This is a genomic window from Burkholderia sp. RS01, from assembly GCF_039748055.1.
GTDB lineage: Bacteria > Actinomycetota > Actinomycetes > Actinomycetales > Micrococcaceae > Arthrobacter.
Genome location: NZ_JBDLAK010000004.1, coordinates 130,931 through 157,486 on the forward strand (window position 1 = coordinate 130,931; position 26,556 = coordinate 157,486).

A 26,556-nucleotide genomic window follows, 5' to 3' on the forward strand; every position below is an offset into this window, starting at 1 on the left:
CTTCAGCTCCAGGACACGATCACTCTTGTCCCTGCCCAACCCGATTCTTCACGGACAGCGTTGAAGCCATGCGCTGGCTGACCGGCTTCCGCAACGGATGACGTTAAGGGCGAAGCCTCCGGGCCCGAACGTCCAGAAGGGGCGGCACAACGTGTGCCGCCCCTTCTTTAACGCTGACTTACTGCTCGACCGGTTTGTGGTCCGGCTGGCCTAGATGCCGCCAGGCTGGTCGAACCGCTGCCCTGCCGGATTGGACGGAAGAATCGTCATCACTAGAAGCGCGAGGCCACCGAGGAACGGCACCAGCGCCACGAGCATCAGCCAGGCGCTGAGGTTGACGTCGTGGAGCCGCCGCGCCCCCAGCGCCAGGGACGGGATGATGGTTGCCAGGCCGAACACGACGGCGAGGGCGCCGCCGATAAACAGGCCGGGTCCGGGAGCGGAGGTGACAGCCCCGGACGCGGACGTCGTAGCCCCTGCAGTTCCGGTGCTGATCAGGATCTGCAGGACGATCGACACCGCAAATGAGACGAGTGCCCACCACCAGTACTCGCTGCGGCTGGCCCGCCCGTGGAAGACGGTGTACTTCTTGAAGAAACGTCGAACGGCCTGCTGGAAGGTTGCGCCGTAGAGGGGCGCCCAGAGTGGCGGTTCGGACCCTTGGACGTTTTGTGCCGGATATGGCTGCTGGTAAGTCATATATTCCCCCATGCGTAGTTGTGATGACGAGGTTCATCCTAGGCCCCGTAACGGCCGCGCCGGCCGAATCACAGGTGAATTTTTCCTCACGGATCCACGAAGGTCAGGAGTAAGTCAGGCTTATCATCAGCGCCTTGAGCTGGGCGTACTGTTCCGTGGCCATCCAGGCTTTGGCTGCATCGCGGCTCGGGAAGGCCGGCCGCGGCGGCTGGTTGAAGACGACCCCGGTTTGAGCGCCCCCGTTTCCCATGGCGAGCAACGCACAGCCCGACGAGGTGGCGCCCTCCTCCAGGTTTCTGGGATGGCCGACCATCACGGTGTACCAGTCTTCACTGCCGGCATTTTCCACTGCGAACTCGAACATCGGCATGGTGCCATCGGTTTCACGCATTCCCGGGACAGCTGCCTTGTCCAGCACGGTGCGGTTAACGGGGCCCGCTGTGCAGCCGATGCCGTCGGCGCCGCTCGAGACGCGGAAGAGGTCATCGCCGGTACCGTCAGACACGACCGCTTCAAGGGGCTGCCAGGGAGGACCCTCCCGGCCCGGGTGGCTGCCGTCGCAGTGGATGTCACGCTGGCGGCTACGCTTTCGGCTGCCTGGAAGCGCTTTGTTAGCGGGTGGATTGCCCGCTCAAGCACTTAGTTTCCGGGTTGGGGCAAGTCGTTACACATCTGGCGAGAAATGCCGCGCGGTCCGGCGCCGGCGCCAACGGGAGTACGCAAACTGCCCAGGCTGGCGCGTCAGCCCGGCGCCCGATATGGCAAGATTAGGTGCCGGCGACGACACGTTGCCATGCTGCCGCCAGCGGCGTTCGAGGCCTCCCCCAATTGGGCTGCCCCCCGGAGCCCAAAGGCTCCGTCACGCTCCCTAAGCCTAAGACTGCTTGCCGCTCCCGTCCATAGTCTCGGACCTTGCCTGCCCCTTCAGCTGCGGATTACGCTCCGTCCTCAGTTTGGCGCAGGGTTTCGCCAGCTTCAGAGGACGCCAGATACGGAGACGAGCTGCGCCCTGCCCTCTTCGAGCCGGCACGCGACGGCGATCACCGCGGCGGAGTAATTGTCCACGGCGTCGAAAATCACCCGTGAGCCGTCCAGCAGACGGCCCACCGTCTGCTTGGCGTGTTCGACGACCATGTCGTTGACGTTCGTCTTGTTCTCGCGCAGCGAGCTCAGCACCGACGGGGTGATCCGATCAACCAGGTCGCGGATGTGGCCCAGCGGCACCTCCCCCGTTTCCACGGCGTCTTTCGCAGCGGTGACGGCACCGCAGTTGTCATGTCCGAGGACGACGATCAGAGGGACTTTGAGCACCGAGACGCCGTACTCGAGCTAACCCAGAACGGCGTCGTCGATCACATGACCGGCCGTGCGCACCACGAAGACGTCACCGAGGCCGACGTCGAAGATGATCTCCGCGGCCAGACGTGAGTCCGCACAGCCAAAGATGACGGCGAACGGGCTTTGGGTGTTCACCAGAGCGCTGCGCCGGGAGGCGTTCTGGTTCGGGTGCAGCGAATCTCCCGTGACGAAACGCGCGTTGCCTTCAAGGAGGCGCTGCCACGCATCGTACGGGCTGATTCTGGTGCTCACCCTACTTACTTTACGAGAGCGTCCGGCAGGCCCAAGCGGGGAGGCCTCGCTTCCGAGGCCGGGTCAGGCGCAGTGGCCTCAGCACCCAAAGGCGGCCGATAAGACTGCCGAGTCGCGTTGGATTTCGGTAAAGAAAAAAACCGCCGGAACAGGGCTTAGCCCTTGTTCCAGCGGTTTCTTTGGTGGAGCTGAGGGGACTCGAACCCCTGACCCCCTGCATGCCATGCAGGTGCGCTACCAGCTGCGCCACAGCCCCAAACCGTTTCTCCGGGAGTGTTTTGCGTTTCCCGGAAGCAACCTGACTAGCGTAATCCAGAATCGGGCCGTAAGCCAATCGGCAGATTGTGATGTACGCCACGGGCAGAATGGCCGCAGTCCCGGACCGAAAAGCGTGGCCGCTGAGTGAACGCGAAGCCTGTTTCGGAGACCGCCCCTACCCGGCTCTCGGCGCGCTTGCGCCGCTGTTGTCGCTCGCAAGTTAGGACCATAATTGGAAGTAATCACCGGGGCTGGGCCGGCGGCGGTGCCGCCTGTCTGAGACCCGGGTGGCTCCCCCAGCCGCCGCCGTCCCTTATCAACGGACGGCCTCAAGGCACTATGCACGGGCCGCGTGTGGCGCATTGCCAGACTGTCCTTGCGGTGATAAAACGTCCTTATGGGCAGGCTGCACCACCAGTAGCCGGCCCCGCAGGATAAACAGGAGATCACGTAAGTCGGCACAGATCCCCTCATAGACCGGAAGGGATGCCGGGACACGCTAAGGCTGCCTATTGGGCGGTGGGCTTGTACAGAACGCCAAGGCGCATTGTCGCGCAACTGCAGCAGACAGCGCACGGACTGTCCCTCCCGCAAAGGTCCCCGGTCGCAGATGCGGCCGGGGACCACCCACGCCAGGGTCTCAGAGGCCGACGGAGCTGCGGTTGATGTTGATGACACGGATGACGACTGCGGCGAGGACCAGGACGACACCAAGGGCGATGAGGCCCCACGTCGGAACCGACGCGGAATCGATATTCCGGTAACACTCCGCGGCGGCCTTGGAGCCGCGCCGGAGCGAGTCGAAGATCTCAGCGGAGCGGCTTTCCGGCAGCAGCGGGCTGCCGCAAAGTGGTCCGGTTTTCTGCAAACCGACGATGATCCCCGCGACCAACACGGAAAATCCCGCGACAATCAACCAGATCCAGCCGCGGCGCGTCCTGAGGTCCAGCTGTCCGGCCCCGTCCATGTCTCCCCCTTTGAAAACGCACCTGATGCAGGGAATCATATCGGTCCCGGGACGCTGCGCTAACCGGTGGGGTCCAGGCGTGCACGTTGCGGTAGTTTCCGGACGCCGTCGGCTGCCGTACCCGTCGACGCTGCGTCAAGACGAGAGAAAAGAAAAACCGCCGGAACAGACCTAAGTCGTGTTCCGGCGGTTTCCTGGGTGGAGCTGAGGGGACTCGAACCCCTGACCCCCTGCATGCCATGCAGGTGCGCTACCAGCTGCGCCACAGCCCCTTATTTTCGCCGCTTCGACGCCATCAGCTCTCGCCTCAGGCCTGTCCTTTGTCCGGATCCCTCCGAAGCAACTCAAATATCTTAGAACAGCGATTCCGAAAATTCCAAATCGGGCATATTCGGTGCCGTTCGCTGCTGGCCTACTCCTGCTCGGAGGCAGCAGTAGCCTTTGCCGAGGTGTCGTCGCCCAGCTGCAGGTCCACTACGGGGCAGTCCTTCCAGAGCCGCTCAAGCGCATAGAAGACGCGGTCTTCCTCATGCTGGACGTGGATCACGACGTCGGAGTAGTCAAGCAGGACCCAGCGGCCGGCGGAACGGCCTTCACGGCGGACCGGGCGGAGGTCCTTCTTGATGAGCTCCTCTTCGATGCCGTCGACGATCGCGTTGACCTGGCGCTCGCTCGGTGCGGAGGCAATCAAGAAAACGTCTGCCAGGGCGAGGCGTTCGCTAACATCGAGGGCGACGATGTCCTGGGCGATCTTGTCGGCCGCCGCCCTTGCTGCGTGTCGGGCGGTGGCGATGGATGAATCAGATGCAGTCACGGGACTCCTTGTAGTGGTGTAAAACGTGTGGTGGAACGTTGCTGAAGTCAGCGCGAGAGACCGCTGATGATCATGATGACGCCGGCGATGAGGGCGATGGCCCCCAGGGCCAGCACCCCGACCTGGAGAAGCCTGAGCCGGTGTGCACGGCCGAGGCCGGCCGTGGCAGCATCCAGGGGGTCAAGACCGTACGCGGACTTCGCGGCCACAGGAGGGAGCGCGGTGAAATCCTCGCCCGCCTCCGCGTCCCAGGCTGCATTCTGCGGCGCTGCCGCGGATCCCGCGGCCGCACGTGCGGCGGCCTCGGCGCGGGCAATGACCCGTGACCTGCCCGTTGACGGTGTGCTTCCGGCGGAACGGGCAGATTTGGATGGCCGTTTTCCCCGTGCCGGCACGCGGGGCCCGGGGCTGGTCACCACGGGAACGTACGAGGTGGCCGGACGCTTCATCACCGGACGGTCGACGCCCGGCACCTGGACAAACTCCAGGGGCGTGACCATGGCGAGGTTGCTGGCGGTGGACGGGCCGTTGTGCGGCTGCGCCGGCGTGTTCTGTTCAGCCAGTTTCTGTTTGGCCATGGCCCGCTTGTTGAGCACGGCCGCCCGTTCCGCGAGGGCAATCTGTTCGGCCAGGATCTCCGGGTCCACGGCTTCGGGGTCCGTGGCCGCGATGTGTTCCATCTTGGCGATCTGGTTCTCGGCCTGCGCGGCGATGAGTGAGCGTGCTTCAAGGGCCTGCTCGACTGTCATGCCGTCGGGCAGTTCACCGCCCATCGGCCCCGCCGGCTCGGCGGCCGGCGCGCGTCCGCCGCCGGCCCCGTCCTCGGCGCTGGGGTTACGCTTCTGCACAGCATCGTCAACGGGCGCCGGGGCAGCCTTGGGGGCCACACCAGGTTGAGCAGGCGCCACATCGGGACCGGCTGCCGCAGGCGGGACCACGGCGATGGCCGAGGTGACAGCCTGTTCCTTAAGCTGCATCAGCCTGAGCTGGCGGCGCGTGGGCGGCCCGCCTCCGGACAGCTGCTCTTCCTTTTCCGCCAGTTCCTTGATGGTTCGCAGGGCCGCACGGTCCCTGGCCCGGATCTGGGACGAACGCTCAGCAGCGGAGCCGGCCGGCACGGAATCCACGGGACCGGGGGCTACCCGGCGGACGCGCCCGGTGGCTTTGCCAGAGGTGGCCATGCCGGGGTGGGACGTGCTGTCCGGGCCTAAGGCCTCGCCGTTGCGTGGAGCATCATTCTTGCCGGTGTTAGCCGGCTGTTTCGAGGCAGGAGCTACCCCGCCGGCACCCGTGGTGCCGGCGTCCTGGTTCTTACCCAGGGCTTCATCTCTGGCCTTCCGTAGTTCACGGCGGCTGCGGACGGGTGGCTGTTCCTGACTCATCTAAAACTCATTCAGTGCTGGCTGGTTCGTCTGTCTCGGGTAAGCGCGGAGCTGCTGTTCTGGGCCGGCGAAGCGGCGTAGAGGCCGTATTTTGCGATGTACTGGACAACCCCGTCCGGCACGAGGTACCAGACCGGATTGTTGGCGGCCACGCGGGCGCGGCAGTCCGTCGATGAGATCGCCATGGCCGGTACCTCAAGGAGGCTGACGTCCTTCCGGCCCATGCCGTCCAGTTCGTGACCCGGCCGGGTGACTCCAACGAAGTGGGCCAGGGACCAGAGCTCGTCAATGTCTTTCCACGACAGGATCTGAGCCAGGGCGTCCGCTCCGGTGATAAAGAACAGATCGGCATCGGGCCGTTGGGTGCGCAGGTCACGAAGCGTGTCTATCGTGTACGTGGGACCCGGGCGGTCGACGTCGACCCTGCTGACGGTAAACCGCGGGTTCGACGCCGTGGCAATCACCGTCATGAGATAGCGGTGCTCCGGTTCGCTGACCTTCTTGCTGGACTTCTGCCACGGCTGGCCTGTGGGTACGAAGACCACTTCGTCCAGTCCGAATTTCGCGGCCACCTCGCTGGCGGCAACGAGGTGACCGTGGTGGATGGGATCGAAGGTTCCACCCATCACGCCCAGCCGCAGCCGGCGTTCCGAACCGTGGTGGCGCAATGCGGCAGGAATGTTAGTGACCCTGGCCGTGATCGTGCTTGTTGGGATGCTGGCGGTGCGGGTCTGCATGCTCGTCAACCGCCGTGTGGCGGTTCCCCAGGTTGGTGTAGGAGAGGGTGATGAACATGAGGATCAGCAGGATGGAAAAGATCGACACGCCAAAGACCCATGGCTCGGCCAACATCGGCGCCCTTTCTTCATGTTCGGCAACGGACGCAGCGATCTGCTGGAGCAGCATGTTCTCCCCTAGGATAAAAGGATGACGACGGCGGACATTCCCGCCGTTCAGGACTTCTGTTCTATGTTACCGCGTTGCTAGACGCGGACCTGGCCCTCGCCCTGCACGATCCACTTGGTGGTGGTCAGTTCGGTGAGGCCCATCGGTCCGCGGGCATGCAGCTTTTGCGTGGAGATGCCGACTTCGGCGCCCAGGCCCAATTCGCCGCCGTCGGTGAACCGCGTGGACGCGTTCACGATGACCGCCGCGGAGTCGATTTCCGCAATGAAGCGCTCGGCGTTCCCGAGGTCGTTGGTCAGGATCGCCTCCGTGTGGCCGGAGGACCAGGTGCGGATGTGCTTCACGGCCTCATCCAGGCTGTCCACCATGGCGACGGCAAGGTCCAGATCCATGTACTCCGTGGCCCAGTCCTCGTCCGTGGCGGGCACGGACTCCACCGACGCGGGAAGCGCCGCCCGGATCCGGTCATCGGCGTGCAGCCGGACACCGGCCTTGCTGAGGGCGGCAGCCACGGCCGGAAGAACGGTTGAGCCGGAGTGGACCAGCAGCGTCTCCACTGTGTTGCAGACGCTGGGCCGCTGCGTCTTGGCGTTGAGGAGGATCTCCACGGCCATGTCTTCGCTGGCGGATTCGTCGATAAAGATGTGGACGTTGCCCTCACCCGTTTCGATAACCGGCACCGATGAGTTGTTCACGACCGTCTGGATCAGCTCCCGGCCGCCGCGGGGGATCAGCACATCCACGCGCCCGCGGGCGCGCATCAGGACGTTGGCCCCTTCGCGGCCGTACTGGTCCACCGTCTGCACGGCATCGGCCGGCAGGCCCACGGACTCGAGGGCCTCGCGAAGCACCAGGATCAGCGCTTCGTTGGTGGCGGCTGCGGCGGTGCCGCCGCGAAGGATCACCGCGTTGCCGCTCTTCAGCGCCAGACCGGCGATGTCCACGGTCACGTTGGGGCGTGCTTCATAAATGGCCGCCACGACGCCCATGGGAACGTTGATCTGCCGAAGCCGCAGGCCGTTGGGCAGGGTCTGCCCGCGGACCACATTGCCGACGGGATCCGGCAGTCCAGCGAGGTTGTCGAGTGCTGCGGCGAGGGCCTCGATCCGGGCCTCAGTCAGGGTCAGGCGGTCCAGAAGGGCCGCCGAGGTGCCATTCGCGCGGCCGGCCTCAACGTCTTTGGCGTTGGCAGCAAGGACCTGGGCCTTGCGTTCCAGCAGGGCCGCCCCGATGGCGCGGAGCCCCTGATCCTTCAGAGCCCGGTTTGCGCGGCCCATGCTGCGGGCAGCCAGGCGGGACCGGTCAGCGATCGCATACACCGCCGCCTCGACCTCAGCGGGTGAGGGCTGGCTGTTTTCGGGCATGGAGGGGACCTGCGTAGCGTCGTTGGATGTCTCTGCTGCTTGGTTCATCAGTGCCTCAGTCATCATTCAAGTCTAGGCGAGCCGGCCCGTTAGACCAGAACCAGGTCATCAACGTGAACAACTTCACGGTCGAAGCCCCGCCCCAGGGACTCCCCCAGCTCCACGGTGGAACGGCCCAGCATCTGCGGCAGTTCAGCCGACGAATAGTTCACCAGGCCGCGGGCGATAACGGTACCCGCGGCGGAAACCATTTCGACGGCGTCGCCGGCTTCAAAGGTGCCCTCAACGGCCGAAATCCCCGCCGGGAGCAGCGAGGTGCGGTTGTCCCGCACGGCCCGCACAGCGCCGTCGTCAAGAATCAGCCGGCCCTCCACGTGCGCGAGGTGGGCGAGCCACATCATGCGCACGGACTTGCGCCCGCCGTTCACGGTGAACCAGGTGCCAACATCCTCCCCGGCGAGGGCAGCGGCTGCGTTCGCCGTGGACGTGACCAGTGCGGGTATGCCGGAATCGGCAGCCATAGTGGCGGCCTCGACCTTTGTCTGCATGCCGCCGGTGCCCACTCCGGCCTTGCCGGGGCTGCCGATGGACACACCTTCAAGGTCCTGCGGGCCGTCGACCTGCGGGATGCGCTTGGCGCCCTTGGAGGGCGGTCCGTCATAAAGGGAGTCGACGTCGGAGAGCAGCACCAGCGCGTCAGCCCGGACCAGGTGTGCCACGAGGGCAGAGAGCCGGTCGTTGTCGCCGAAGCGGATCTTGTGGGTCGCGACGGTGTCGTTCTCATTGACCACGGGCACGACGCCGAGGTTCAGCAGTCGGTTCAGTGCCCGGAACGCGTTCTGGTGGTGGCTGCGCCGCATCAGGTCATCCGCGGTCAACAGCACCTGGCTCACGGTCACGCCGTGGGCGCCGAAGGCTTGGGTGTAGCGGGCCATGAGCAGGCCCTGGCCCACACTGGCAGCGGCCTGCTGGGTGGCAAGGTCGCGCGGGCGCTTTGCCAGGCCCAGGGGTGCCAGTCCTGCCGAGATGGCACCGGAAGAAACCAGGATGATTTCAGTTCCGTCATTGCACTTGGCGGCCAGCGCATCCGAGAGTTCGGTCAGCGCTTCCTCTGAGATTCCGCCCTTAATGCTCGTAAGAGACGACGATCCTACCTTGACGACGATGCGGCGCGCTCTGGCGAGCATGCTGCGGTCTTCAGTTTTGGGTTCCTCGATGACAATTGCGGAATTATCGGTCACGTGTGCGGGTTCACTCCTCATTTTCGGTGTTCAGTCCACTCTCCTTGAGCGGCCGTGCAGCGCGGCGGCCGCTGACTGACTCAGTCCAGATGCCGGCCTTGCGCTCGGCCTCCAGCTCGGCGCGTGCCGCAGCCTTGGCGTCGCGGCGCTCCTGCTGTTCGTCGCGCTTCTGCCCGCGGGTGGGGCGGTCGCCGATGTCGGCAAAGCGGACGTCGGTGCCACGCGGAGAGGCGAGCAGCTCGGCACCGGCCATCATGGTGGGCTCCCAGTCGAATACCACGCCGTCGTCTTCACCGATCACCACGGTGTCGCCGGGCTTGGCGCCCTGCTTGAACAGCTCGTTTTCCACGCCTAGCTTGGCGAGGCGGTCGGCGAGGTAGCCGATGGCTTCCTCGTTGGTGAAATCGGTCTGCTTGACCCAGCGCACAGGCTTCTCGCCCAGGACGCGGAACAGCGGCTCCAGGTTCTTTTCCTCGCGGCGGATCCTGAATCCGGCTACGTTGACTGCACGCGGACGCAGCACCGGAGCATGCACCTTGGGGGGCGTGGCGGCCACGGTGTCGCGGGCGGCCTTGACGATCTCGGCCATGGCGAAGCCAAGCTGGCGCAGGCCCTCATGGCTTGTGGCTGAGACTTCGAAAACACGGTATCCCCGGGATTCCAGCTCAGGCCGGACAAATTCAGCCATGTCCTTGCCGTCCGGCAGATCGACCTTGTTCAGGGCGACCAGCCGTGGCCGGTGGTTGAGGGGGACAACTTCGCCGTCAGTGCCGGCGTAGCTCATGTCAACGGCGTATTTTTCGAGCTCAGCTTCAATAATTGCGAGGTCGGCGAGCGGGTCACGGTCAGATTCGAGCGTACCGCAGTCCAAAACGTGCACCAAAGCCGCGCAACGCTCCACGTGGCGGAGGAAGTTGTGGCCAAGGCCCTTGCCTTCGCTGGCTCCCTCGATGAGTCCGGGGACGTCGGCGATGGTGAAACGGACCTCGCCAGCCTGGACCACGCCGAGGTTGGGGATGAGCGTGGTGAAGGGGTAGTCCGCAATCTTGGGACGGGCGGCGGACATTGCCGCGATGAGGCTCGACTTGCCGGCGGAAGGGAATCCGACCAGTGCGATGTCGGCTATGGATTTGAGTTCCAGCACGATGTCGCTGGAGTCGCCTTCGATGCCGAGCAGGGCGAACCCGGGCGCACGGCGCTTCTGGGAGGACAGCGAGGCGTTGCCCAGCCCGCCCTGGCCGCCGGCCGCCGCAATGAATTCGGTACCTTCGCCCACCAGGTCGGCAAGGACCTGGCCGTCCTTGGTCTTCACGACGGTGCCGTCGGGTACGGGAAGGATCAGGGTTTCACCGTTCTTGCCGCCTCGCCAGTCACCCATGCCGGGGCCGCCGTTGGTGGCATGCCGGTGGGGGGCGTGGTGGTAGTCCAGCAGCGTGGTGGTCTGCGAGTCAACCCGCAGGATGACGTCGCCGCCGTCGATGCAAACTTTCGTTCACGAGGCAGGCCGCCTTCCCGCCCATATCGCCGCCGAGCTGGGTTCGTACCGTTATCGCGTGTTCGTCGAGCAGCTCGGCTGGCAGCTGCCGTCCGAAGACGAAAAATTCGAGCGCGATCAGTACGATCGCGACGATACCGTCTACGTATTGGGACGCGATGCGAATGGGGAGATATGCGGTTGCGCGCGGCTGCTGCCGACCACCCGCCCCTACCTGTTGCAGGAAGTGTTCCCGCACCTGCTGGCCGACGAGCATCCGGCGCCGCGCTCCGCCCACGTCTGGGAGCTGTCGCGCTTCGCGGCGACCCCCGAGGAAGGGGCCGATGCCGGCAGCCTGGCCTGGTCGGTGCGGCCGATGCTCGCCGCCGCCGTGGAGTGCGCGGCACGGCGCGGCGCGCGCCAGTTGATCGGGGTCACGTTCTGCAGCATCGAGCGGCTGTTCCGCCGGATCGGCGTGCATGCCCACCGGGCCGGCGCACCGGTGTCGATCGACGGGCGCATGGTGGTGGCATGCTGGATCGACATCGACGCGCAGACGCTGGCCGCGCTCGACCTCGACCCGGCGCTTTGCGCGTCGCAACCCGAAGCGGCCTGACCGCCGTTGCCGCCGTCGGGGCCGCCCAGCGGCTTGAACTTCTCACGGTGGACGGAGACACAGCCGTGGCCGCCGGTACCGCCGGATACGTGCAGTACTACCCGGTCTACAAAGCTCGCCACGGTGAATCTCCTCTGTGCTTAACCTGGCTGTCTTGGACACCCAAATTGATTGTAATGCGGTTAAAAGAACAGTGGAGCGGGCCATCATGGCCCGCTCCACCGGTTCAGATCTTGTTGTTACTCTGCAGCTGCAGCAGCAACGATGTTCACGACTCGACGGCCGCGGCGGGTGCCGAATTCGACAGCGCCGGCCTGCAGTGCGAACAGGGTGTCGTCTCCGCCACGGCCAACGCCTGCACCGGGGTGGAAGTGGGTGCCTCGCTGGCGGACGATGGCCTTGGTTGACGGTTTTCTTGAGCTGGAACGCTCAAGTGGAAAATTGGAGTGGAGCGCCATCCTGCAGAAGATGGCGAGCGACCTTGGATTCTCGAAGATCCTGTTCGGCCTGTTGCCTAAGGACAGCCAGGACTACGAGAACGCCTTCATCGTCGGCAACTACCCGGCCGCCTGGCGCGAGCATTACGACCGGGCTGGCTACGCGCGGGTCGACCCGACGGTCAGTCACTGTACCCAGAGCGTACTGCCGATTTTCTGGGAACCGTCCATCTACCAGACGCGAAAGCAGCACGAGTTCTTCGAGGAAGCCTCGGCCGCCGGCCTGGTGTATGGGCTGACCATGCCGCTGCATGGTGCTCGCGGCGAACTCGGCGCGCTGAGCCTCAGCGTGGAAGCGGAAAACCGGGCCGAGGCCAACCGTTTCATAGAGTCGGTCCTGCCGACCCTGTGGATGCTCAAGGACTACGCACTGCAGAGCGGTGCCGGACTGGCCTTCGAACATCCGGTCAGCAAACCGGTGGTTCTGACCAGCCGGGAGAAGGAAGTGTTGCAGTGGTGCGCCATCGGCAAGACCAGTTGGGAGATATCGGTTATCTGCAACTGCTCGGAAGCCAATGTGAACTTCCATATGGGAAATATTCGGCGGAAGTTCGGTGTGACCTCCCGCCGCGTAGCGGCCATTATGGCCGTTAATTTGGGTCTTATTACTCTCTGAATGATCTCGCCTGCGGAAACTACCTGGCCGCCGAAGCGCTTGACGCCGAGGTACTGGGCGTTGGAGTCACGACCGTTGCGAGTGGAGCTCGCGCCTTTTTTATGTGCCATTTGGAATGCCTGCCTTTAAATTCTGGGGAATCTGCTGAAAACCTGAACCGTAACCGGTGGGGTTACTTGATTCCGGTGATCTTGACCTTGGTCAGTTCCTGACGGTGACCCTGGCGCTTCTTGTAACCGGTCTTGTTCTTGAACTTCTGGATGACGATCTTCGGACCACGAAGGTCCTGAAGGATCTCAGCCGTAACAGTTACCTTGGCCAGGTCCGCAGCTGCGGAGGTGACCTTCTCACCGTCCACCAGGAGCAGTGCGGGCAGCTCAATGGTGCTGCCAGCTCCACCGGCGACGCGGTTCAGGGTAACGAAGTCTCCAACGGAAACCTTCTCTTGGCGGCCGCCTGCGCGGACAATCGCGTACACCACTTGGGAACTCACTTCTCTCGACGTTTATTACTAAATTTGCGTGCGGAATCCGGGTCCAATTGTTTGGCCTGGCTCTCGCTGTGCCTCAACGCCGTGGGTTCCCCGGGGGAACCCGTGAGCTAACCCAAGAACTATTCCGATTGGATGGTTCATGCAAACTTTCGTTCACGAGGCAGGCCGCCTTCCCGCCCATATCGCCGCCGAGCTGGGTTCGTACCGTTATCGCGTGTTCGTCGAGCAGCTCGGCTGGCAGCTGCCGTCCGAAGACGAAAAATTCGAGCGCGATCAGTACGATCGCGACGATACCGTCTACGTATTGGGACGCGATGCGAATGGGGAGATATGCGGTTGCGCGCGGCTGCTGCCGACCACCCGCCCCTACCTGTTGCAGGAAGTGTTCCCGCACCTGCTGGCCGACGAGCATCCGGCGCCGCGCTCCGCCCACGTCTGGGAGCTGTCGCGCTTCGCGGCGACCCCCGAGGAAGGGGCCGATGCCGGCAGCCTGGCCTGGTCGGTGCGGCCGATGCTCGCCGCCGCCGTGGAGTGCGCGGCACGGCGCGGCGCGCGCCAGTTGATCGGGGTCACGTTCTGCAGCATCGAGCGGCTGTTCCGCCGGATCGGCGTGCATGCCCACCGGGCCGGCGCACCGGTGTCGATCGACGGGCGCATGGTGGTGGCATGCTGGATCGACATCGACGCGCAGACGCTGGCCGCGCTCGACCTCGACCCGGCGCTTTGCGCGTCGCAACCCGAAGCGGCCTGACCGGGGTCATAACCCAAGTGTTGGCGTAAGCACCGAAGATCTAGAATACGCTAATTTTGCCTTCGGCCGCAAATGAGGCTGGTTTCGGCGGGTTGTCCGTGATAGGCGCCACAAGGGCTTCCGCACCGACTTGCCGTTACCGTGCGCGACTATCTTACCGGGTCTGGCCCCCGATTCCGGTCAGCTGTGGTGGCGCGGCGCGTCGAAGAATTCCACCTCGTAGCGGCAGGACTGCCGGAAGGCGGTCACCATGGCCTCCCGCTCGGCCGGCGACGCGGCGAGTCCCGCCGCGTCAGTGATGCCGATGGCCTTCCTCGTGGCGGCGGCGAAGTCCTCGTCGGCGTAAGTCCGCAGCCAATCGGCGTACGGGTGGGCCGCAGGCGCCCCGGCCGCAACGAATTGCGCGTGCAGGGCCTCCCCGGCGTCGGCGTACAGCCAGAAGCACGGCAGGACCGCGGCCACCAGGACTGAATAGCTGCCGGACACCGACGCGGCCAGCAGATGGCCTTGGTTGACGGTTTTCTTGAGCTGGAACGCTCAAGTGGAAAATTGGAGTGGAGCGCCATCCTGCAGAAGATGGCGAGCGACCTTGGATTCTCGAAGATCCTGTTCGGCCTGTTGCCTAAGGACAGCCAGGACTACGAGAACGCCTTCATCGTCGGCAACTACCCGGCCGCCTGGCGCGAGCATTACGACCGGGCTGGCTACGCGCGGGTCGACCCGACGGTCAGTCACTGTACCCAGAGCGTACTGCCGATTTTCTGGGAACCGTCCATCTACCAGACGCGAAAGCAGCACGAGTTCTTCGAGGAAGCCTCGGCCGCCGGCCTGGTGTATGGGCTGACCATGCCGCTGCATGGTGCTCGCGGCGAACTCGGCGCGCTGAGCCTCAGCGTGGAAGCGGAAAACCGGGCCGAGGCCAACCGTTTCATAGAGTCGGTCCTGCCGACCCTGTGGATGCTCAAGGACTACGCACTGCAGAGCGGTGCCGGACTGGCCTTCGAACATCCGGTCAGCAAACCGGTGGTTCTGACCAGCCGGGAGAAGGAAGTGTTGCAGTGGTGCGCCATCGGCAAGACCAGTTGGGAGATATCGGTTATCTGCAACTGCTCGGAAGCCAATGTGAACTTCCATATGGGAAATATTCGGCGGAAGTTCGGTGTGACCTCCCGCCGCGTAGCGGCCATTATGGCCGTTAATTTGGGTCTTATTACTCTCTGAATGGTCCACGTAGGCCTTGGTGACGGGCCCCAGTTCCGCCTGCATCGTCCTGGTGCTCAGCCAGCTGCGGTGCAGCTCCGATTCGACTTCGAGGCACTGCTGCGCCGACCGGGCCCAGAACAGTTGTTCGGATTCGGTGGGGGCAAGGGCACTGGCCCGTGCCAGGACGCGCGAGTACCCGTTGAGGTAGATGGCGTCCTGGGCAAGGTAATAGGCGAATTGCTTCTCCGGAAGCGTGCCGTCCGTCAGCGCTTTGATGAATCCCAGGCCAAAGATCGCTTCGAGATCGGCAGCGGCTTCTGCGCGCAGTAGCTCGGCGAAGTCGCCTTCCCGCCGCGGCGGTCCGGCCGGCGCCGGGGCGCCAGGCGTCAAGTCACCGGAGGGCAGGTTCGCGGACGGCAGGTGGTGGAAGTGGTTCACCGGTCCGTTGCCGCTGCCCACCTCCAGCTGGTCGGAGGTGCGGAGCGCCTCGGCAAGCCACGGTTTGACGGCGCGCAGGGATGCTTCCCAGTCCCCCAGCCTCGCCTGGACCGTTGCCATGGCGGACGACAGCGAACATCCGGTGCCGTGGCTGTTGCGCGTTTGGATCCGCTGGCCGTCCACCACCACGACGTCGGCGGACAGCAGGCCCCGGGTGTTGATCAGGGCATCCGGGCAGTCATCGCCGTCGAGGTGGCCGCCTTTGACCAGCACGGTGGCCCCGGTTCCGGCTGCAAGCCGCCTGCCCTGCTCCAGCGCCTCGGACCAGCTCGCAGCCTCGGGCTCGCCGAGCAGCATGCCCAGCTCCACGAGATTGGGGGTGATGAGGTCAGCCAGCGGGAGGAGCGCGCGGAGGGCCGCCTCGGCGGACGCCTGAAGCAGCCGGTCGCCGCTCGTCGCCACCATGACGGGATCAAGAACAACGACGCCGGGACGGACCTTCTCCAGCCAGCTGCGGACCGCGGTGATCACCTGCTCGTCACCGAGCATTCCGATTTTCACGGCGTCAACACTGATGTCGTCGCTGACGGCGTTCAGCTGCGCGGTGAGGAACGGCGCGGGCGGAACGTGCACGCCGCTCACCCCCCTGGTGTTCTGGGCGGTCAGCGCCGTGATGGCGGCCATTCCGTAGCCGCCGCTGGCTGCGATGCTTTTCAGGTCCGCCTGGATACCGGCGCCGCCCGACGGATCCGAGCCGGCGATGGCAAGGACACGCGGAATGGTCCGGGACGTAGCGACGGTCGTGTCGACGTCGCTGACGGCGGAACCGGGAGCGGCCGCAGGCGCGGGCAGGACAGATGCTGTAGACAAACGAGACATCCCTTCGCCGGTGCTAACCGGACAGGTTCAACGGGTTTGGATCTCAGCCGGCACCTCGCGCGGCACCCCGTGTCAGTCCCCCAGCCTAGCGGCTAACTCCGCCGCCGGCACTGCGTTGCGGATTACGACCAACGGCGTTAACCAGCGGAAGCCGGTGCTGCAACTGCAGCACCGGCCTCCGTCATGACGGGGGGTCAGCTCAGAGTTCTGAGGCGGGTACGCCTACTCCGAGAATGATCGGTTCGTTCGCCGGCCTGGCGGCCGCCGCTGATTCCGCTTCAGGAGCCTTGGCCTCGTGTGAGTGCCCGGTGGCTGCTGCCGGAGCCGTCTCGTGGTGCTCCACCGACGTCTCGTTCGCTGCGCCCTGGGCACGGCTGGCGCTGCGGTTGCGGCGCGGGCGGCGGGCCCGGGGCTGCAGGGCGGAGTGGTCCTCATAGCGGTCACCGTCAGAACCCGGGGCTCCCGTGGCGGGACGTGCCGTTGCCGCAGCAGGGGCAGCAGCTGCGCGTTCAGCAGCTGCCGGTGCTGCGGCGGCCGGGGCGTTTCCCCCAGCGGAGGGCGCCGGCTCGCCGAGGTGGGCGAAGGCCTTCTCCAGCCGGTCCAGGGTCAGTGCCGGGGATTCCTTGGCGTGTTCGTCAGCGTGCTCAACAAACGGCAGCACCACTTTCTCGCCGCCAAAGGTCAGCACGGCACCCGGGCGGCCCGAAACGCTTTCCGTCTCGGGGGCGCGGTGCACGACCGGGCTTTCCGGGGCGGCCGCGGCGGGCACGTCCGGACGGGCGGCGTCGCCGGTGGCGCTGTGGGCGGCATCCTCATGCAGGTGCGCGGCGTGGGCTGCGGCTGCAATGTTGGCCAGTGCTGCCCGGGTGGCTTCGGCCTTGGCGTGGCGCTCCGCGTCGGTGGGCTCCGGGTGGGCAGCGGCCGAAGCCGCCGGGGCGCCGTCAGTCGCAACCTGCCCGCCCTTGCCGCGGCGGCGGCTCTTGCGCTCGGTGCGGGCGACGGGCTGGCTCTCGGTCCGCGGGACATGGTGCTCAGCGGCCACGACGTTGGCACGGCGGTGCTCGACGGGCTCGTCGTGGGTGACGATGCCGCGGCCGGCGCACGTCTCGCACTGCTCGCCGAAGACTTCCAGCAGACCGGTGCCCATGCGCTTGCGGGTCATCTGTACCAGTCCCAGGGAGGTCACTTCGGCCACCTGGTGCTTGGTGCGGTCACGGCCCAAGCATTCCACCATGCGGCGCAGGACCAGATCGCGGTTGGATTCGAGCACCATGTCGATGAAGTCGATGACGATGATGCCGCCGATGTCGCGCAGGCGCAGCTGGCGAACCACTTCCTCGGCGGCTTCCAGGTTGTTCTTGGTGACGGTCTCCTCGAGGTTGCCGCCGCTGCCGGTGAACTTGCCGGTGTTAACGTCCACCACGGTCATGGCCTCGGTGCGGTCAATCACCAGCGAGCCGCCGGAGGGCAGGAACACCTTGCGGTCCAGGGCCTTGTGGATCTGCTCGTCGATCCGCCAGGCCGCGAAGATATCGGTGTCCTTGGTCCACTTCTCCAGGCGGCCCACCAGGTCGGGTGCCACGTAGGTCACGTAGGCCTCGATGGTGTCCCACGCCTCCTCGCCGGAAACGATCAGCTTCGAGAAGTCCTCGTTGAAGACGTCGCGGACCACCTTGATGGTCAGGTCCGGTTCTCCGTAGAGCAGTTCCGGGGCGAGGACCTTCGTGGAGCTCGACTGACCCTCGATGCCTTCCCACTGCGCGCGCAGCCGGTTGATATCGTGCGTCAGCTCCTCCTCCGAGGCGCCTTCCGCCGCGGTGCGGACGATCACGCCGGCATTCTCCGGCAGGCGGTCCTTGAGGATCCGCTTCAGGCGGTTGCGTTCGACGTCTGGGAGCTTGCGGGAGATGCCAGTCATGGAACCGCCGGGAACGTACACGAGGTACCGGCCGGGCAGCGAAATCTGGCTGGTGAGGCGGGCGCCCTTGTGGCCGACCGGGTCCTTGGTGACCTGGACCAGGACGGAGTCGCCGGACTTCAGCGCGTTCTCGATCCGCCGCTGCTTGCCCTCGAGGTTGACCGCTTCCCAGTTCACTTCACCGGCGTAGAGCACGGCGTTGCGGCCGCGGCCGATGTCAACGAAGGCGGCTTCCATCGACGGCAGCACGTTCTGGACCTTGCCCAGGTAGACGTTGCCGATCAGGGAGTCCTGCTGCGTCTTGGACACGAAGTGCTCGGCCAGCACACCGTCTTCGAGGACACCGATCTGGATTCTGTCGTCGCGCTGGCGGACGATCATCTGGCGGTCCACGGATTCGCGGCGGGCCAGGAACTCGGCCTCGGTGATGACGGTGCGGCGGCGGCCGGTGTCGCGGGATTCGCGGCGGCGCTGCTTCTTGGCCTCCAGCCGGGTGGAGCCCTTGACGGACGTGACGCGGTTGTTGACCGGCGCCTCGCTGATGGCGCGCGGCGCACGGACGCGGGTCACGGTGTTGGGGGGATCGTCGCCCTCCCCGCCGGTGAGCTCAAGATCCTGGTCGCCACGGCGGCGGCGGCGGCGGCGGCGGGACGTCACGCCGTCGTCGGCCTGGCCGGTGATCTCTTCATCGGCGTCGTCGGCCGCATCGCTGCCGTCCGCATCGACGTCGGAGTCGTCGGTGTCCGTGATGTCGCGGTCAGTGCGGCTCCGGCCCCGGCGCCCGCGGCTACGGCGGCGGCGGCGTCCGCCGTCGTCGTCCTGCTCGTCCTCGACGCCTTCGACGTCGCTGTCCTCGGCGGCGGCCGGCGCGGCAGCCGGGCGGATCACTTTGTTCAGGTCTGGAGCCTGGAAGATGATCGACGTGACTGACGCCGGCTCCAGGAAGAGCGATCCCACCGGGGCCTGTTCTTCAGGCTCCTCTTCGGCGGCCGCCTCCTGCGTGCCGGCGGCCGCGGTTGCCTCGGCCTGGATCTCCGGAACAGTGGTCTCTTCAACCCGTGTCTCTGCTGCCGGGGTTTCGACTCCTGCGGCCGGGGCTTCCTCCGGGGCGGCCGTTTCTGCGGCAGCGGCTTCGGCTGTTTCCACGGTCTTGGGCTTGGCCACGCGCCGGCGGCGCACAGGCTTCGCTTCGGGCTCGGGCTCTGCAGCGGCCTCGACGACGGCGGGCTCGGCCGGGGCGGCAACGGCACCTGCCGTGGCAGCGGCATCAGCAACGGGGGCGTCGGCGAAAGCGGGCAACGGCTCCTCGGCTACTTTCTTCCGGGACCGGGTTCGGCGTACGGGAGCCTTGGCCTCGGCAGCCGGAGCGCCGGGCTCGCCCTGCGCCTGCTCGCCCGGTGCGGGCTCGGCGACGGCGGGCTGCTGGAGTTCCGGGGTTGTTGCCGCGGCGTCAGTGTCCGCCGTGGCCTTGGGCGCTGCCTTGCGCCGTGTCCTGGTGGCCCTCTTGGGAGCCTCGGCTGCTCCCGATTCCTCGTTGGCAGCCTGTTCTTCGTTAACGGCTATTACCTGGTCATTATCCATATGTGGCGACACTCCTGCCCCTGACATGCCGCCACATCCGGCACCCATTGGGGCACATATTGTCAAAACCCTCAGGCGTTGACAGAAGTCAATTGGATACCCTCAGGTTCGCACCGGCAGTGGGGTGCGGCAGCCCTGAAAGGCCGGCGGGGATGTCACTGGAACCCGTTGTTTCTGCAATCCACAACCAGGTGCCGTCCAATGGAATGCGGGAGGCCGGATCTAGGTATCCGGAGCCTTCACTGCTCCTCATTGGCGGTCTTGGGAACAAGCCACCGGACCGGAGTTCGAATGTGGTTCGAGCTCCAGCCACGTTCATTCTCTCACACCGCACTTCAAAATTGCTGTAATTGCGTGACAAAGGCGGTCAATGCCGCCTGCGGCGGCGGCGGCAAGTTTGCTCCCAGTTGGCGGCGATACAATCTCGGCAGGAGCACCCCAGACAAAGGACGCCATCCCATGCCCAGCACCTCGCCTTCCGCCGGCACGGATTCCGGTACCGCATACGCCGACGAATCCGAGCGCACCCGCGCCACCGCCGGCGCCGTCTTACCTGCAACCACCCGCGACCGCCCCTTCGGCTGGCTGCTGGTCATCACCGGGGTGGTGGGGTGGCTTGCCTCGGGCATCCTGGTGCTCGAAAAGCTGGAGGTACTCAAAGATCCCAACCACACCACTGTCTGCGACGTGAATCCGTGGATCTCGTGCGGGCAAGTCATGCAGACACCGCAGAGCTCCGCGTTCGGGTTCCCCAACATGTTCATCGGCATCGTCGCCTTCGCCGTCATCATCACCACCGGAATGGCGCTGCTGTCCGGGGCAAAGTTCGCCCGCTGGTACTGGATCGGGCTGCAGACGGGCGTGACGCTCGGCTTCGCCTTCGTGGTGTGGCTGTGGTTCCAGGCACTCTACGAGATCCGCATCCTGTGCCCGTTCTGCATGGTGGTGTGGGCCGTCATGATTCCGCTGTTCGTCTGGGTGACCGTGCGCAACACCGTCCACGGCGTCATCCCTGCACCGGCCCGGGTGGCGCGCCTCGCAGGAGACTCCGGCTGGATCATCACGGCGCTCCTCTACGTCGCCGTGATCGCCACCATCTTCTTCGCCTTCATCCAGGTGTTCGTCGGCACGTCCGGGTTCTAAGCCAAAGAAAAAAGCGCGAACTGGCAATTAATGCCCTCAAAATCACCTTTTGAGGGCATTTGCTGCCAGTTCGCGCTGGTCGCTCTTAGGTCCTAGAACCAGATCTTGATTTCGCGCTCGGCCGAGTCCACGGAGTCCGAGCCGTGCACGAGGTTCTGCTGGACCTTCAGGCCCCAGTCGCGGCCGAAGTCGCCGCGGATGGTTCCCGGCGCAGCGGTCGTGGGGTCGGTGGTGCCGGCCAGCACACGGAAGCCTTCGATGACGCGGTGGCCCTCGAAGATGGCGGCGACAACGGGGCCGCTGAGCATGAACTCGACCAGCGGCTCGTAGAACGGCTTGCCCACGTGCTCTTCATAGTGCTGCTCCAGCAGCTCACGGCTGGCGTCGACCTTCTTGAGTTCGGCGAGGGTGTAGCCCTTGGCTTCGATCCTGCTGAGGATCTCGCCGGTCAGGTTGCGGGTGACGCCGTCGGGCTTGATCAGGACGAGGGTGCGCTCAATGCTCACAGCTGCTCCAATGTGGTTGGTTGTGGGTTTCCGGGTAAGTCTACGGGTTCTGGCCGGCGCCTTCATTGCCGGCGCCGGCCGGATGCGCGGCGTCCCATTCGGCCTGTTCACGCGCCCGCTGGGCGGCTTCCGCGTCGATCCTGATGCCGGTCCTGATGCCGTACCACCAGGAAAGGGCGAACAGCGCACCCACCAGGAACATCGTGGGCTCCACGAAGCCGAGGAGGATGAGCACCAGCTGGAGGATCCAGCCCAATGCAACGCCCCACGGCTTCGACAGGACGGCGCACGCCAGGATGAGGACCAGGCTGAGTCCGATGCCAACCGAAAGAATCAGTACCGGGGAGATCTCGCTGCGGCGGAGCCCGAACACCGCCAGGGTGGCGAAGAACGCCACGAACGCCTCCAGCAGCAGCACGGTGGACGCGAACATGATCTTGGTGGAACGCCGCTTCTTGGGCATGCCAGGCCGCCATTCGCGCTGGGCCTTGGTCAGCCGGGCCATCAGGCGTCCGCCTTTCCGAACAGGATTCGCGCATCCGCGACGAGGGTGATCGAACCCGTGACCAGCACTCCGCCGGCAAGGTCGTCGTTGGCTTCGGCGCGCTCCACGGCCCACTCGAGGGCGTCGTCGAGCTTCTCGGTGATGTGGATGTTTTCCTCGCCAAACCCAAGCTCGACGGCGATCTCCGCAAGTTCCGCGGCGGGAACCGCCCGCGGCGAATTCGACTGGGTGAAGCAGTATTCCTCGGCAAGGTCGCCCAGGGACTCCTTGAGCTGGCGCAGGATCTCCTCGGCGTCCTTTTCCTTGAGGATTCCCACCACCACCACGAGTTTGCTGAAGCTGAAGGCTTCATGAATGGCCTCGGCCGAAACGCGGATGCCGTCCGGGTTGTGGGCGGCGTCCACGATGATGGTGGGGGCGGTGCGCACCACCTCAAGCCGCCCGGGCGAGGTGACGGTGGCGAAGGCCTCCTGGAGCACCTCGGCGTCGAGCTCTTTGTCGCCGCCGCCCAGGAAGGCCTCGAGCGCGGCGATGGCCACGGCCGCGTTCTCCGCCTGGTGGGCGCCGTGCAGCGGAACCATCAGCTCCGGATAGCGCCCGGCGATGCCCTGGATGGTCACCACCTGCCCGCCGACGGCGACCTGCCGTGATTCAACGCCGAACTCCACGCCTTCGAAGCGGAACGGCGCCTGGACTTCCTTTGCCTTCTCCAGCAGCACCTGGGCGGCGTCCACGGGCTGGGCGGCGCTGATGAGGAAGCCGCCGGGCTTGATGATGCCGGCCTTTTCGTAGGCGATGTCCTCGGTGGTGTCGCCAAGGAGGTCGGTGTGGTCCAGCGAGATGGGGGTCACCACGGCCACCTGGCCGTCACCCACGTTGGTGGCGTCGGTGATGCCGCCCAGGCCCACCTCCATGACCGCCACGTTGACCGGCTGGTCGGCGAAGACGGCGAACGCGAGGATGGTCAGGCACTCAAAGTACGTCAGCTTTGGCTGTGCCTCGGCGAGGAGCTCGTTGTCCACAATTTCGAGGTACGGCCGGATTTCGTCCCAGATCCGGACGAACGTCTCATCCGAGACCGGCGCGCCGTCGATGCTGATCCGCTCCGTGACTTTGGACAGGTGCGGGCTCGTGTAGCGGCCGGTGCTGAGGCCGTGGGCCCGGAGGCCGGCCTCGATCATGCGTGCCGTGGATGTCTTGCCGTTGGTGCCGGTCACGTGGATGATCGGAAACGCCTTGTTGGGCTCCCCCAGCACATCCATGGCGCGGAACAGCGGCGCGAGCCGCGGCTCCATCTTGTTTTCCGGCGCGCGGCCCAGCAGCTCGGCGTAGACGCTCTCCACGGAGAATTCGTCGGTCATAAGTTTCAGGCCTCTGCTTTTTCGACGGTGATGCGGGGTTCCCCGGAGTCGGCCGGAACGGTGTCCAGTTCCAGCGTCAGGGTTTCGGTCTTGACTAGTTCAGCGTTCGCCAGCAGGGCGTCCAGCACGTTCTGCGCGGCCGTGACGGTGGTCCGGATCCGGTCGCTGACGTTCAGCCCGGCGTCCTTGCGGGCCTGCTGGATGGCGCGGACGGTGTCACGGGCCAGCCCTTCGGCTTCAAGCTCCGGGGTCACCTCGGTGTTCAGGACCACGAAGCCGCCGCCGGGCAGCACCGCGACGGACGCCGAACCGCCCTCGGACTCGGCCACCACGGTCTCCAGCGTGTACTCCTGCGGCTCCAGTTCGAGCCCGCCCGCGGTCACCACGCCGGCCTCGGAGACGGACCAGTCACCGGACTTGGAGCCCTTGATGGCGAGCTGGACGTTCTTGCCGAGGCGCGGGCCCGCGGCCCGGGCATTGACCACCAGCTTCTGTTCGATGCCGAATTCCTCCGGGGAGGCGCTGGCGGCGTCGAGCATGCGCACCCGCCGCAGGTTCAGTTCATCGGCGACGACGGCGGCGAACCCTTCCAGCGCATCCGCACCGGGTGCCACCACAGTGAGTTCCTGCAGCGGCAGGCGGACGCGGAGGTTCGCGGCCTTGCGCAGCGAGGAACCGGTGGAGCAGATCTGCTGGACCCGGTCCATCGCCTCCACGAGGGCGGGGTTCGCCGGGAACAGCCCGGCGTCCGGCCAGTCGGCCAGGTGCACGGAGCGGCCGCCGGTGAGTCCGCGCCAGATTTCCTCCGAAATGAGCGGCAGCAAGGAGGCGGACACACGGCTGACGGTTTCCAGCGCCGTGTACAGCGCATCGAAGGCGTCAACGTCCTCGTCGAAGAAGCGCTGGCGGCTGCGGCGGACGTACCAGTTGGTGAGCATGTCCAGGTAGCTGCGGAGTTCGTCGCAGGCCCCGGAGATGTCGTAGCTGTCCAGCTGCGCGGTCATGTTTCGGACCAGGTCCCCGGTGTTGGCCAGCAGGTACTGGTCCAGGGTGTCGGAGTAGCCGTCGTAGCGCAGCTGCGCGTCGTAGCCGTCGCCGCCCTTGGCCGCGTTCGTGTACAGCGTGAAGAAGCTGTAGACGTTCCAGAGCGGCAGGATGACCTGGCGGACGCCGTCGCGGATTCCCTGTTCGGTGACCACCAGGTTGCCGCCGCGCAGGATGGGGCTGGACATCAGGAACCAGCGCATGGCGTCGGATCCGTCGCGGTCCAGGACCTCGGAGACGTCCGGGTAGTTGCGCAGGCTCTTGGACATCTTCTGCCCGTCGGAGCCCAGCACGATGCCGTGGCTGATCACGTTGCGGAACGCCGGCCGGTCGAACAGCGCGGTGGACAGGATGTGCAGCATGTAGAACCAGCCGCGGGTCTGCCCGATGTATTCCACGATGAAGTCCGCGGGGTTGTGGGTGTCGAACCACGCCTCGTTCTGGAACGGGTAGTGGACCTGGCCGTAGGGCATGGAGCCGGAGTCGAACCAGACGTCCAGGACGTCCTCGACGCGGCGCATGACGGACTGGCCCTCTTCGGGGGTGCGGGGGTCGTCCGGGTTGGGACGGGTCAGTTCGTCAATGAACGGGCGGTGCAGGTCAACCTGGCCGTCGTTGTTCAGCGGCAGGCGCCCGAAGTCGGCTTCGATCTCGGCCAGGGAACCGTAGACGTCGGTCCGCGGGTATTCGGGGTCGGTGGACTGCCAGACGGGGATGGGGCTGCCCCAGTAGCGGTTGCGGCTGATGGACCAGTCGCGGGCGTTGGCGAGCCACTTGCCGAACTGGCCGTCCTTGACGTTACCCGGGATCCAGTTGATCTCCTGGTTCAGCTCGGACATGCGGTCCCGGAACTTGGTGACTTCCACGTACCAGGAGGACACGGCGCGGTAGATCAGCGGGTTGCGGCAGCGCCAGCAGTGCGGGTAGCTGTGCTCGTAGCTGGCCTGGCGGACCAGGCGGCCCTGGGCGCGGAGCACCTGGGTGATGGGCTTGTTGGCGTCGAAGACGTGCAGGCCGGCGATGTCGTGCAGGTCGCCGTGCTTGAACAGCGGCAGGAACTTGGCGCCCTCGTCGACGGACAGGATCACCGGGATGCCGACTTCCTCGCAGACCTTCTGGTCGTCCTCGCCGTAGGCGGGCGCCTGGTGGACAATGCCGGTGCCGTCCGTGGTGGTGACGTAGTCAGCCACGAGGATGCGCCAGGCGTTCTCCGTGCCGAACTTTTCGGTGTCGCTGAAGTCGTGCCAGAGCGGCTCGTACCGGAGCCCTGCGAGCTCGGCGCCCGTGCGGGTGGACGTGACGGCGGCGGCCGCGGCGGCGCCGTCGTCGTACCCCAGATCCTTGGCGTAGGTGCCCAGCAGCTCGGCCGCGAGCAGGAAGCTGCCGGTCACGGGCGCTTCCGGCGACGCGGCCTTGATGCCGTTGGGTCCGGCGGGCAGCACGGCGTAGCTGATGTCAGGCCCGACGGCGAGCGCCAGGTTGGTGGGCAGCGTCCACGGCGTCGTGGTCCAGGCGAGCGCCTGGACCCCTGCCAGCTGCCGGGAGAGCCCTGACTCCCCTGCCGTGATGGGGAACGTCACCGTGACGGTCTGGTCCTGGCGGTTCTTGTAGACGTCGTCATCCATGCGCAGCTCGTGGTTGGACAGCGGCGTCTCGTCCTTCCAGCAGTACGGTAGGACGCGGTAGCCGTTGTAGGTCAGGCCCTTCTCGTGGAGCTGTTTGAAGGCCCAGAGCACCGACTCCATGTACTCGACGTTGAGGGTCTTGTAGTCGTTCTCGAAGTCCACCCAGCGCGCCTGGCGGGCGACGTAGCTCTTCCACTCGTCGGCGTACTTCATGACGGAGGCGCGGCAGGCGTCGTTGAACTTGTCGATGCCCATGGCTTCGATCTGGGTCTTGTCCGTCATGCCCAGCTGCTTCATGGCTTCCAGCTCGGCGGGCAGGCCGTGGGTGTCCCAGCCGAAGCGGCGCTCCACGCGCTTGCCGCGCTGGGTCTGGTAGCGGCCCACCAGGTCCTTGGCGTAGCCGGTCAGCAGGTGCCCGTAGTGCGGCAGGCCGTTGGCGAAGGGAGGGCCGTCGTAGAAGACGAATTCGTTGCTGCCAGGGGCGCCGCCGGGAAGGTCGGCGGGGCGCTGGTCGATGCTTGCCTGGAAGGTGCCGTCCTGGTCCCAGTATTTGAGGATGCGTTCTTCAACCTCCGGGAACTTCACGGAGGCGGACACGCCGGAGGTTTTGGCGCCTGCACCTGACGGTGCGGCTGAGGCCTTGGGGTAATAGGTCATCTCGACATCCTGGGTTGAGCTGTGAACA

Annotated in this window: 22 protein-coding genes, 2 tRNA genes, 4 pseudogenes and 1 riboswitch; of the genes and pseudogenes, 5 read left to right on the forward strand and 23 right to left on the reverse strand. The window is 65.8% G+C overall.

Features of this window, described 5'->3' with window-relative positions:
• Nucleotides 1-210: 210 nt before the first annotated feature.
• From ABFP37_RS05610 to obgE, 13 genes and pseudogenes are all read right to left on the reverse strand, one after another.
• A complete protein-coding gene (locus tag ABFP37_RS05610) occupies nucleotides 211-699 on the reverse strand; it encodes a DUF805 domain-containing protein (RefSeq protein ID WP_078028928.1) in 489 nt (162 codons plus the stop codon).
• Between the two features lie 103 nt (nucleotides 700-802).
• Complete coding sequence (locus tag ABFP37_RS05615) at nucleotides 803-1,204, reverse strand: hypothetical protein (RefSeq protein WP_078028826.1); 402 nt, start codon at nucleotides 1,202-1,204, stop codon at nucleotides 803-805.
• 470 nt (nucleotides 1,205-1,674) lie between these two features.
• A pseudogene (locus tag ABFP37_RS05620) lies at nucleotides 1,675-2,289 on the reverse strand (carbonic anhydrase).
• A 180-nt stretch (nucleotides 2,290-2,469) separates the two neighbouring features.
• Nucleotides 2,470-2,545: transfer RNA gene (locus tag ABFP37_RS05625), tRNA-Ala, on the reverse strand.
• A gap of 642 nt (nucleotides 2,546-3,187) precedes the next feature.
• A complete protein-coding gene (locus ABFP37_RS05630) occupies nucleotides 3,188-3,514 on the reverse strand; it encodes a hypothetical protein (RefSeq protein ID WP_078028825.1) in 327 nt (108 codons plus the stop codon).
• A 199-nt stretch (nucleotides 3,515-3,713) separates the two neighbouring features.
• Nucleotides 3,714-3,786: transfer RNA gene (locus ABFP37_RS05635), tRNA-Ala, on the reverse strand.
• Between the two features lie 140 nt (nucleotides 3,787-3,926).
• Nucleotides 3,927-4,328, reverse strand: coding sequence for a ribosome silencing factor (rsfS, locus tag ABFP37_RS05640; protein WP_078028824.1), 402 nt, complete (start codon nucleotides 4,326-4,328; stop codon nucleotides 3,927-3,929).
• A gap of 47 nt (nucleotides 4,329-4,375) precedes the next feature.
• The gene (locus tag ABFP37_RS05645; RefSeq protein ID WP_347032977.1) at nucleotides 4,376-5,710 is read right to left on the reverse strand and encodes a hypothetical protein; all 1,335 of its coding nucleotides are present in this window, start codon (nucleotides 5,708-5,710) and stop codon (nucleotides 4,376-4,378) included.
• An 11-nt stretch (nucleotides 5,711-5,721) separates the two neighbouring features.
• Nucleotides 5,722-6,378 carry a nicotinate-nucleotide adenylyltransferase gene (gene nadD / locus ABFP37_RS05650; protein WP_347032978.1) on the reverse strand — a complete coding sequence of 219 codons (657 nt, stop codon included), beginning with the start codon at nucleotides 6,376-6,378 and terminating at the stop codon, nucleotides 5,722-5,724.
• Between the two features lie 13 nt (nucleotides 6,379-6,391).
• A complete protein-coding gene (locus ABFP37_RS05655; protein ID WP_078028822.1) occupies nucleotides 6,392-6,616 on the reverse strand; it encodes a hypothetical protein in 225 nt (74 codons plus the stop codon).
• Between the two features lie 77 nt (nucleotides 6,617-6,693).
• Nucleotides 6,694-8,043 carry a glutamate-5-semialdehyde dehydrogenase gene (locus tag ABFP37_RS05660; RefSeq protein ID WP_078028821.1) on the reverse strand — a complete coding sequence of 450 codons (1,350 nt, stop codon included), beginning with the start codon at nucleotides 8,041-8,043 and terminating at the stop codon, nucleotides 6,694-6,696.
• Between the two features lie 26 nt (nucleotides 8,044-8,069).
• On the reverse strand, nucleotides 8,070-9,221 hold the full coding sequence (gene proB / locus ABFP37_RS05665; RefSeq protein WP_347032979.1) for a glutamate 5-kinase: 1,152 nt from the start codon (nucleotides 9,219-9,221) through the stop codon (nucleotides 8,070-8,072).
• A 10-nt stretch (nucleotides 9,222-9,231) separates the two neighbouring features.
• On the reverse strand, nucleotides 9,232-10,701 hold the full coding sequence (gene obgE, locus ABFP37_RS05670; RefSeq protein ID WP_347033021.1) for a GTPase ObgE: 1,470 nt from the start codon (nucleotides 10,699-10,701) through the stop codon (nucleotides 9,232-9,234).
• On the opposite strand from obgE, the gene ABFP37_RS05675 reads away from it, so the two are divergent.
• On the forward strand, nucleotides 10,700-11,311 hold the full coding sequence (locus ABFP37_RS05675) for an acyl-homoserine-lactone synthase (RefSeq protein WP_015877501.1): 612 nt from the start codon (nucleotides 10,700-10,702) through the stop codon (nucleotides 11,309-11,311). The genes obgE and ABFP37_RS05675 overlap by 2 nt on opposite strands.
• A gap of 239 nt (nucleotides 11,312-11,550) precedes the next feature.
• Here ABFP37_RS05675 and ABFP37_RS05680 read toward each other — a convergent pair.
• A pseudogene (locus tag ABFP37_RS05680) lies at nucleotides 11,551-11,706 on the reverse strand (50S ribosomal protein L27); the annotation flags it as partial.
• Between ABFP37_RS05680 and lasR (ABFP37_RS05685) the strand changes: the two are divergent.
• Complete coding sequence (gene lasR / locus ABFP37_RS05685; RefSeq protein ID WP_347032980.1) at nucleotides 11,705-12,424, forward strand: transcriptional regulator LasR; 720 nt, start codon at nucleotides 11,705-11,707, stop codon at nucleotides 12,422-12,424. The pseudogene ABFP37_RS05680 and the gene lasR (ABFP37_RS05685) overlap by 2 nt on opposite strands.
• Here the strand turns inward: lasR (ABFP37_RS05685) and ABFP37_RS05690 are convergent.
• Both ABFP37_RS05690 and rplU read right to left on the reverse strand, forming a co-directional pair.
• A pseudogene (locus ABFP37_RS05690) lies at nucleotides 12,418-12,534 on the reverse strand (50S ribosomal protein L27); the annotation flags it as partial. The gene lasR (ABFP37_RS05685) and the pseudogene ABFP37_RS05690 overlap by 7 nt on opposite strands.
• 62 nt (nucleotides 12,535-12,596) lie before the next feature.
• The gene (gene rplU, locus ABFP37_RS05695; RefSeq protein WP_347033022.1) at nucleotides 12,597-12,902 is read right to left on the reverse strand and encodes a 50S ribosomal protein L21; all 306 of its coding nucleotides are present in this window, start codon (nucleotides 12,900-12,902) and stop codon (nucleotides 12,597-12,599) included.
• A gap of 154 nt (nucleotides 12,903-13,056) precedes the next feature.
• On the opposite strand from rplU, the gene ABFP37_RS05700 reads away from it, so the two are divergent.
• Nucleotides 13,057-13,668 (forward strand): acyl-homoserine-lactone synthase, encoded by a 612-nt coding sequence (locus ABFP37_RS05700; RefSeq protein WP_015877501.1) that lies wholly within the window; start codon nucleotides 13,057-13,059, stop codon nucleotides 13,666-13,668.
• Between the two features lie 180 nt (nucleotides 13,669-13,848).
• Here the strand turns inward: ABFP37_RS05700 and ABFP37_RS05705 are convergent, their stop codons facing one another.
• On the reverse strand, nucleotides 13,849-14,154 hold the full coding sequence (locus ABFP37_RS05705) for a hypothetical protein (RefSeq protein ID WP_347032981.1): 306 nt from the start codon (nucleotides 14,152-14,154) through the stop codon (nucleotides 13,849-13,851).
• A 15-nt stretch (nucleotides 14,155-14,169) separates the two neighbouring features.
• Here ABFP37_RS05705 and lasR (ABFP37_RS05710) point away from each other — a divergent pair, with 15 nt between their 5' ends.
• Nucleotides 14,170-14,889 carry a transcriptional regulator LasR gene (gene lasR / locus ABFP37_RS05710; RefSeq protein ID WP_347032980.1) on the forward strand — a complete coding sequence of 240 codons (720 nt, stop codon included), beginning with the start codon at nucleotides 14,170-14,172 and terminating at the stop codon, nucleotides 14,887-14,889.
• Between the two features lie 54 nt (nucleotides 14,890-14,943).
• Here lasR (ABFP37_RS05710) and ABFP37_RS05715 read toward each other — a convergent pair.
• Nucleotides 14,944-16,089: pseudogene (locus ABFP37_RS05715) on the reverse strand (bifunctional hydroxymethylpyrimidine kinase/phosphomethylpyrimidine kinase); the annotation flags it as partial.
• Between the two features lie 81 nt (nucleotides 16,090-16,170).
• Nucleotides 16,171-16,268: riboswitch (TPP riboswitch) on the reverse strand.
• A 119-nt stretch (nucleotides 16,269-16,387) separates the two neighbouring features.
• The gene (locus ABFP37_RS05720) at nucleotides 16,388-19,687 is read right to left on the reverse strand and encodes an Rne/Rng family ribonuclease (RefSeq protein WP_347032982.1); all 3,300 of its coding nucleotides are present in this window, start codon (nucleotides 19,685-19,687) and stop codon (nucleotides 16,388-16,390) included.
• 459 nt (nucleotides 19,688-20,146) lie between these two features.
• On the opposite strand from ABFP37_RS05720, the gene ABFP37_RS05725 reads away from it, so the two are divergent.
• A complete protein-coding gene (locus tag ABFP37_RS05725) occupies nucleotides 20,147-20,830 on the forward strand; it encodes a vitamin K epoxide reductase family protein (RefSeq protein WP_347032983.1) in 684 nt (227 codons plus the stop codon).
• Between the two features lie 92 nt (nucleotides 20,831-20,922).
• Here ABFP37_RS05725 and ndk read toward each other — a convergent pair whose 3' ends face one another.
• From ndk to ileS, 4 genes are read right to left on the reverse strand one after another with little or no spacing between them, the layout of a single operon-like run.
• On the reverse strand, nucleotides 20,923-21,336 hold the full coding sequence (ndk, locus tag ABFP37_RS05730) for a nucleoside-diphosphate kinase (RefSeq protein WP_078028815.1): 414 nt from the start codon (nucleotides 21,334-21,336) through the stop codon (nucleotides 20,923-20,925).
• Between the two features lie 40 nt (nucleotides 21,337-21,376).
• A complete protein-coding gene (locus ABFP37_RS05735; protein WP_078028814.1) occupies nucleotides 21,377-21,841 on the reverse strand; it encodes a DUF4233 domain-containing protein in 465 nt (154 codons plus the stop codon).
• Nucleotides 21,841-23,202, reverse strand: a complete 1,362-nt coding sequence (locus ABFP37_RS05740) for a folylpolyglutamate synthase/dihydrofolate synthase family protein (protein WP_347032984.1) — start codon at nucleotides 23,200-23,202, stop codon at nucleotides 21,841-21,843. Before ABFP37_RS05740 ends, ABFP37_RS05735 begins: the two co-directional genes overlap by 1 nt.
• A 5-nt stretch (nucleotides 23,203-23,207) precedes the next feature.
• Nucleotides 23,208-26,528, reverse strand: a complete 3,321-nt coding sequence (gene ileS, locus ABFP37_RS05745) for an isoleucine--tRNA ligase (protein WP_347032985.1) — start codon at nucleotides 26,526-26,528, stop codon at nucleotides 23,208-23,210.
• Between the last annotated feature and the right edge of the window lie 28 nt (nucleotides 26,529-26,556).

Bases quoted from the DNA above. Each gene is read 5' to 3' on its own strand.
- ABFP37_RS05610 (WP_078028928.1), bottom strand. From the start codon at position 699: ATGACTTACCAGCAGCCATATCCGGCACAAAACGTCCAAGGGTCCGAA.
- ABFP37_RS05630 (WP_078028825.1), bottom strand. From the start codon at position 3,514: ATGGACGGGGCCGGACAGCTGGACCTCAGGACGCGCCGCGGCTGGATC.
- ABFP37_RS05645 (WP_347032977.1), bottom strand. From the start codon at position 5,710: ATGAGTCAGGAACAGCCACCCGTCCGCAGCCGCCGTGAACTACGGAAG.
- ABFP37_RS05655 (WP_078028822.1), bottom strand. From the start codon at position 6,616: ATGCTGCTCCAGCAGATCGCTGCGTCCGTTGCCGAACATGAAGAAAGG.
- ABFP37_RS05660 (WP_078028821.1), bottom strand. From the start codon at position 8,043: ATGACTGAGGCACTGATGAACCAAGCAGCAGAGACATCCAACGACGCT.
- ABFP37_RS05675 (WP_015877501.1), top strand. From the start codon at position 10,700: ATGCAAACTTTCGTTCACGAGGCAGGCCGCCTTCCCGCCCATATCGCC.
- lasR (WP_347032980.1), top strand. From the start codon at position 11,705: ATGGCCTTGGTTGACGGTTTTCTTGAGCTGGAACGCTCAAGTGGAAAA.
- ABFP37_RS05700 (WP_015877501.1), top strand. From the start codon at position 13,057: ATGCAAACTTTCGTTCACGAGGCAGGCCGCCTTCCCGCCCATATCGCC.
- lasR (WP_347032980.1), top strand. From the start codon at position 14,170: ATGGCCTTGGTTGACGGTTTTCTTGAGCTGGAACGCTCAAGTGGAAAA.
- ABFP37_RS05720 (WP_347032982.1), bottom strand. From the start codon at position 19,687: ATGGATAATGACCAGGTAATAGCCGTTAACGAAGAACAGGCTGCCAAC.
- ABFP37_RS05725 (WP_347032983.1), top strand. From the start codon at position 20,147: ATGCCCAGCACCTCGCCTTCCGCCGGCACGGATTCCGGTACCGCATAC.
- ABFP37_RS05735 (WP_078028814.1), bottom strand. From the start codon at position 21,841: ATGGCCCGGCTGACCAAGGCCCAGCGCGAATGGCGGCCTGGCATGCCC.
- ABFP37_RS05740 (WP_347032984.1), bottom strand. From the start codon at position 23,202: ATGACCGACGAATTCTCCGTGGAGAGCGTCTACGCCGAGCTGCTGGGC.
- ileS (WP_347032985.1), bottom strand. From the start codon at position 26,528: ATGACCTATTACCCCAAGGCCTCAGCCGCACCGTCAGGTGCAGGCGCC.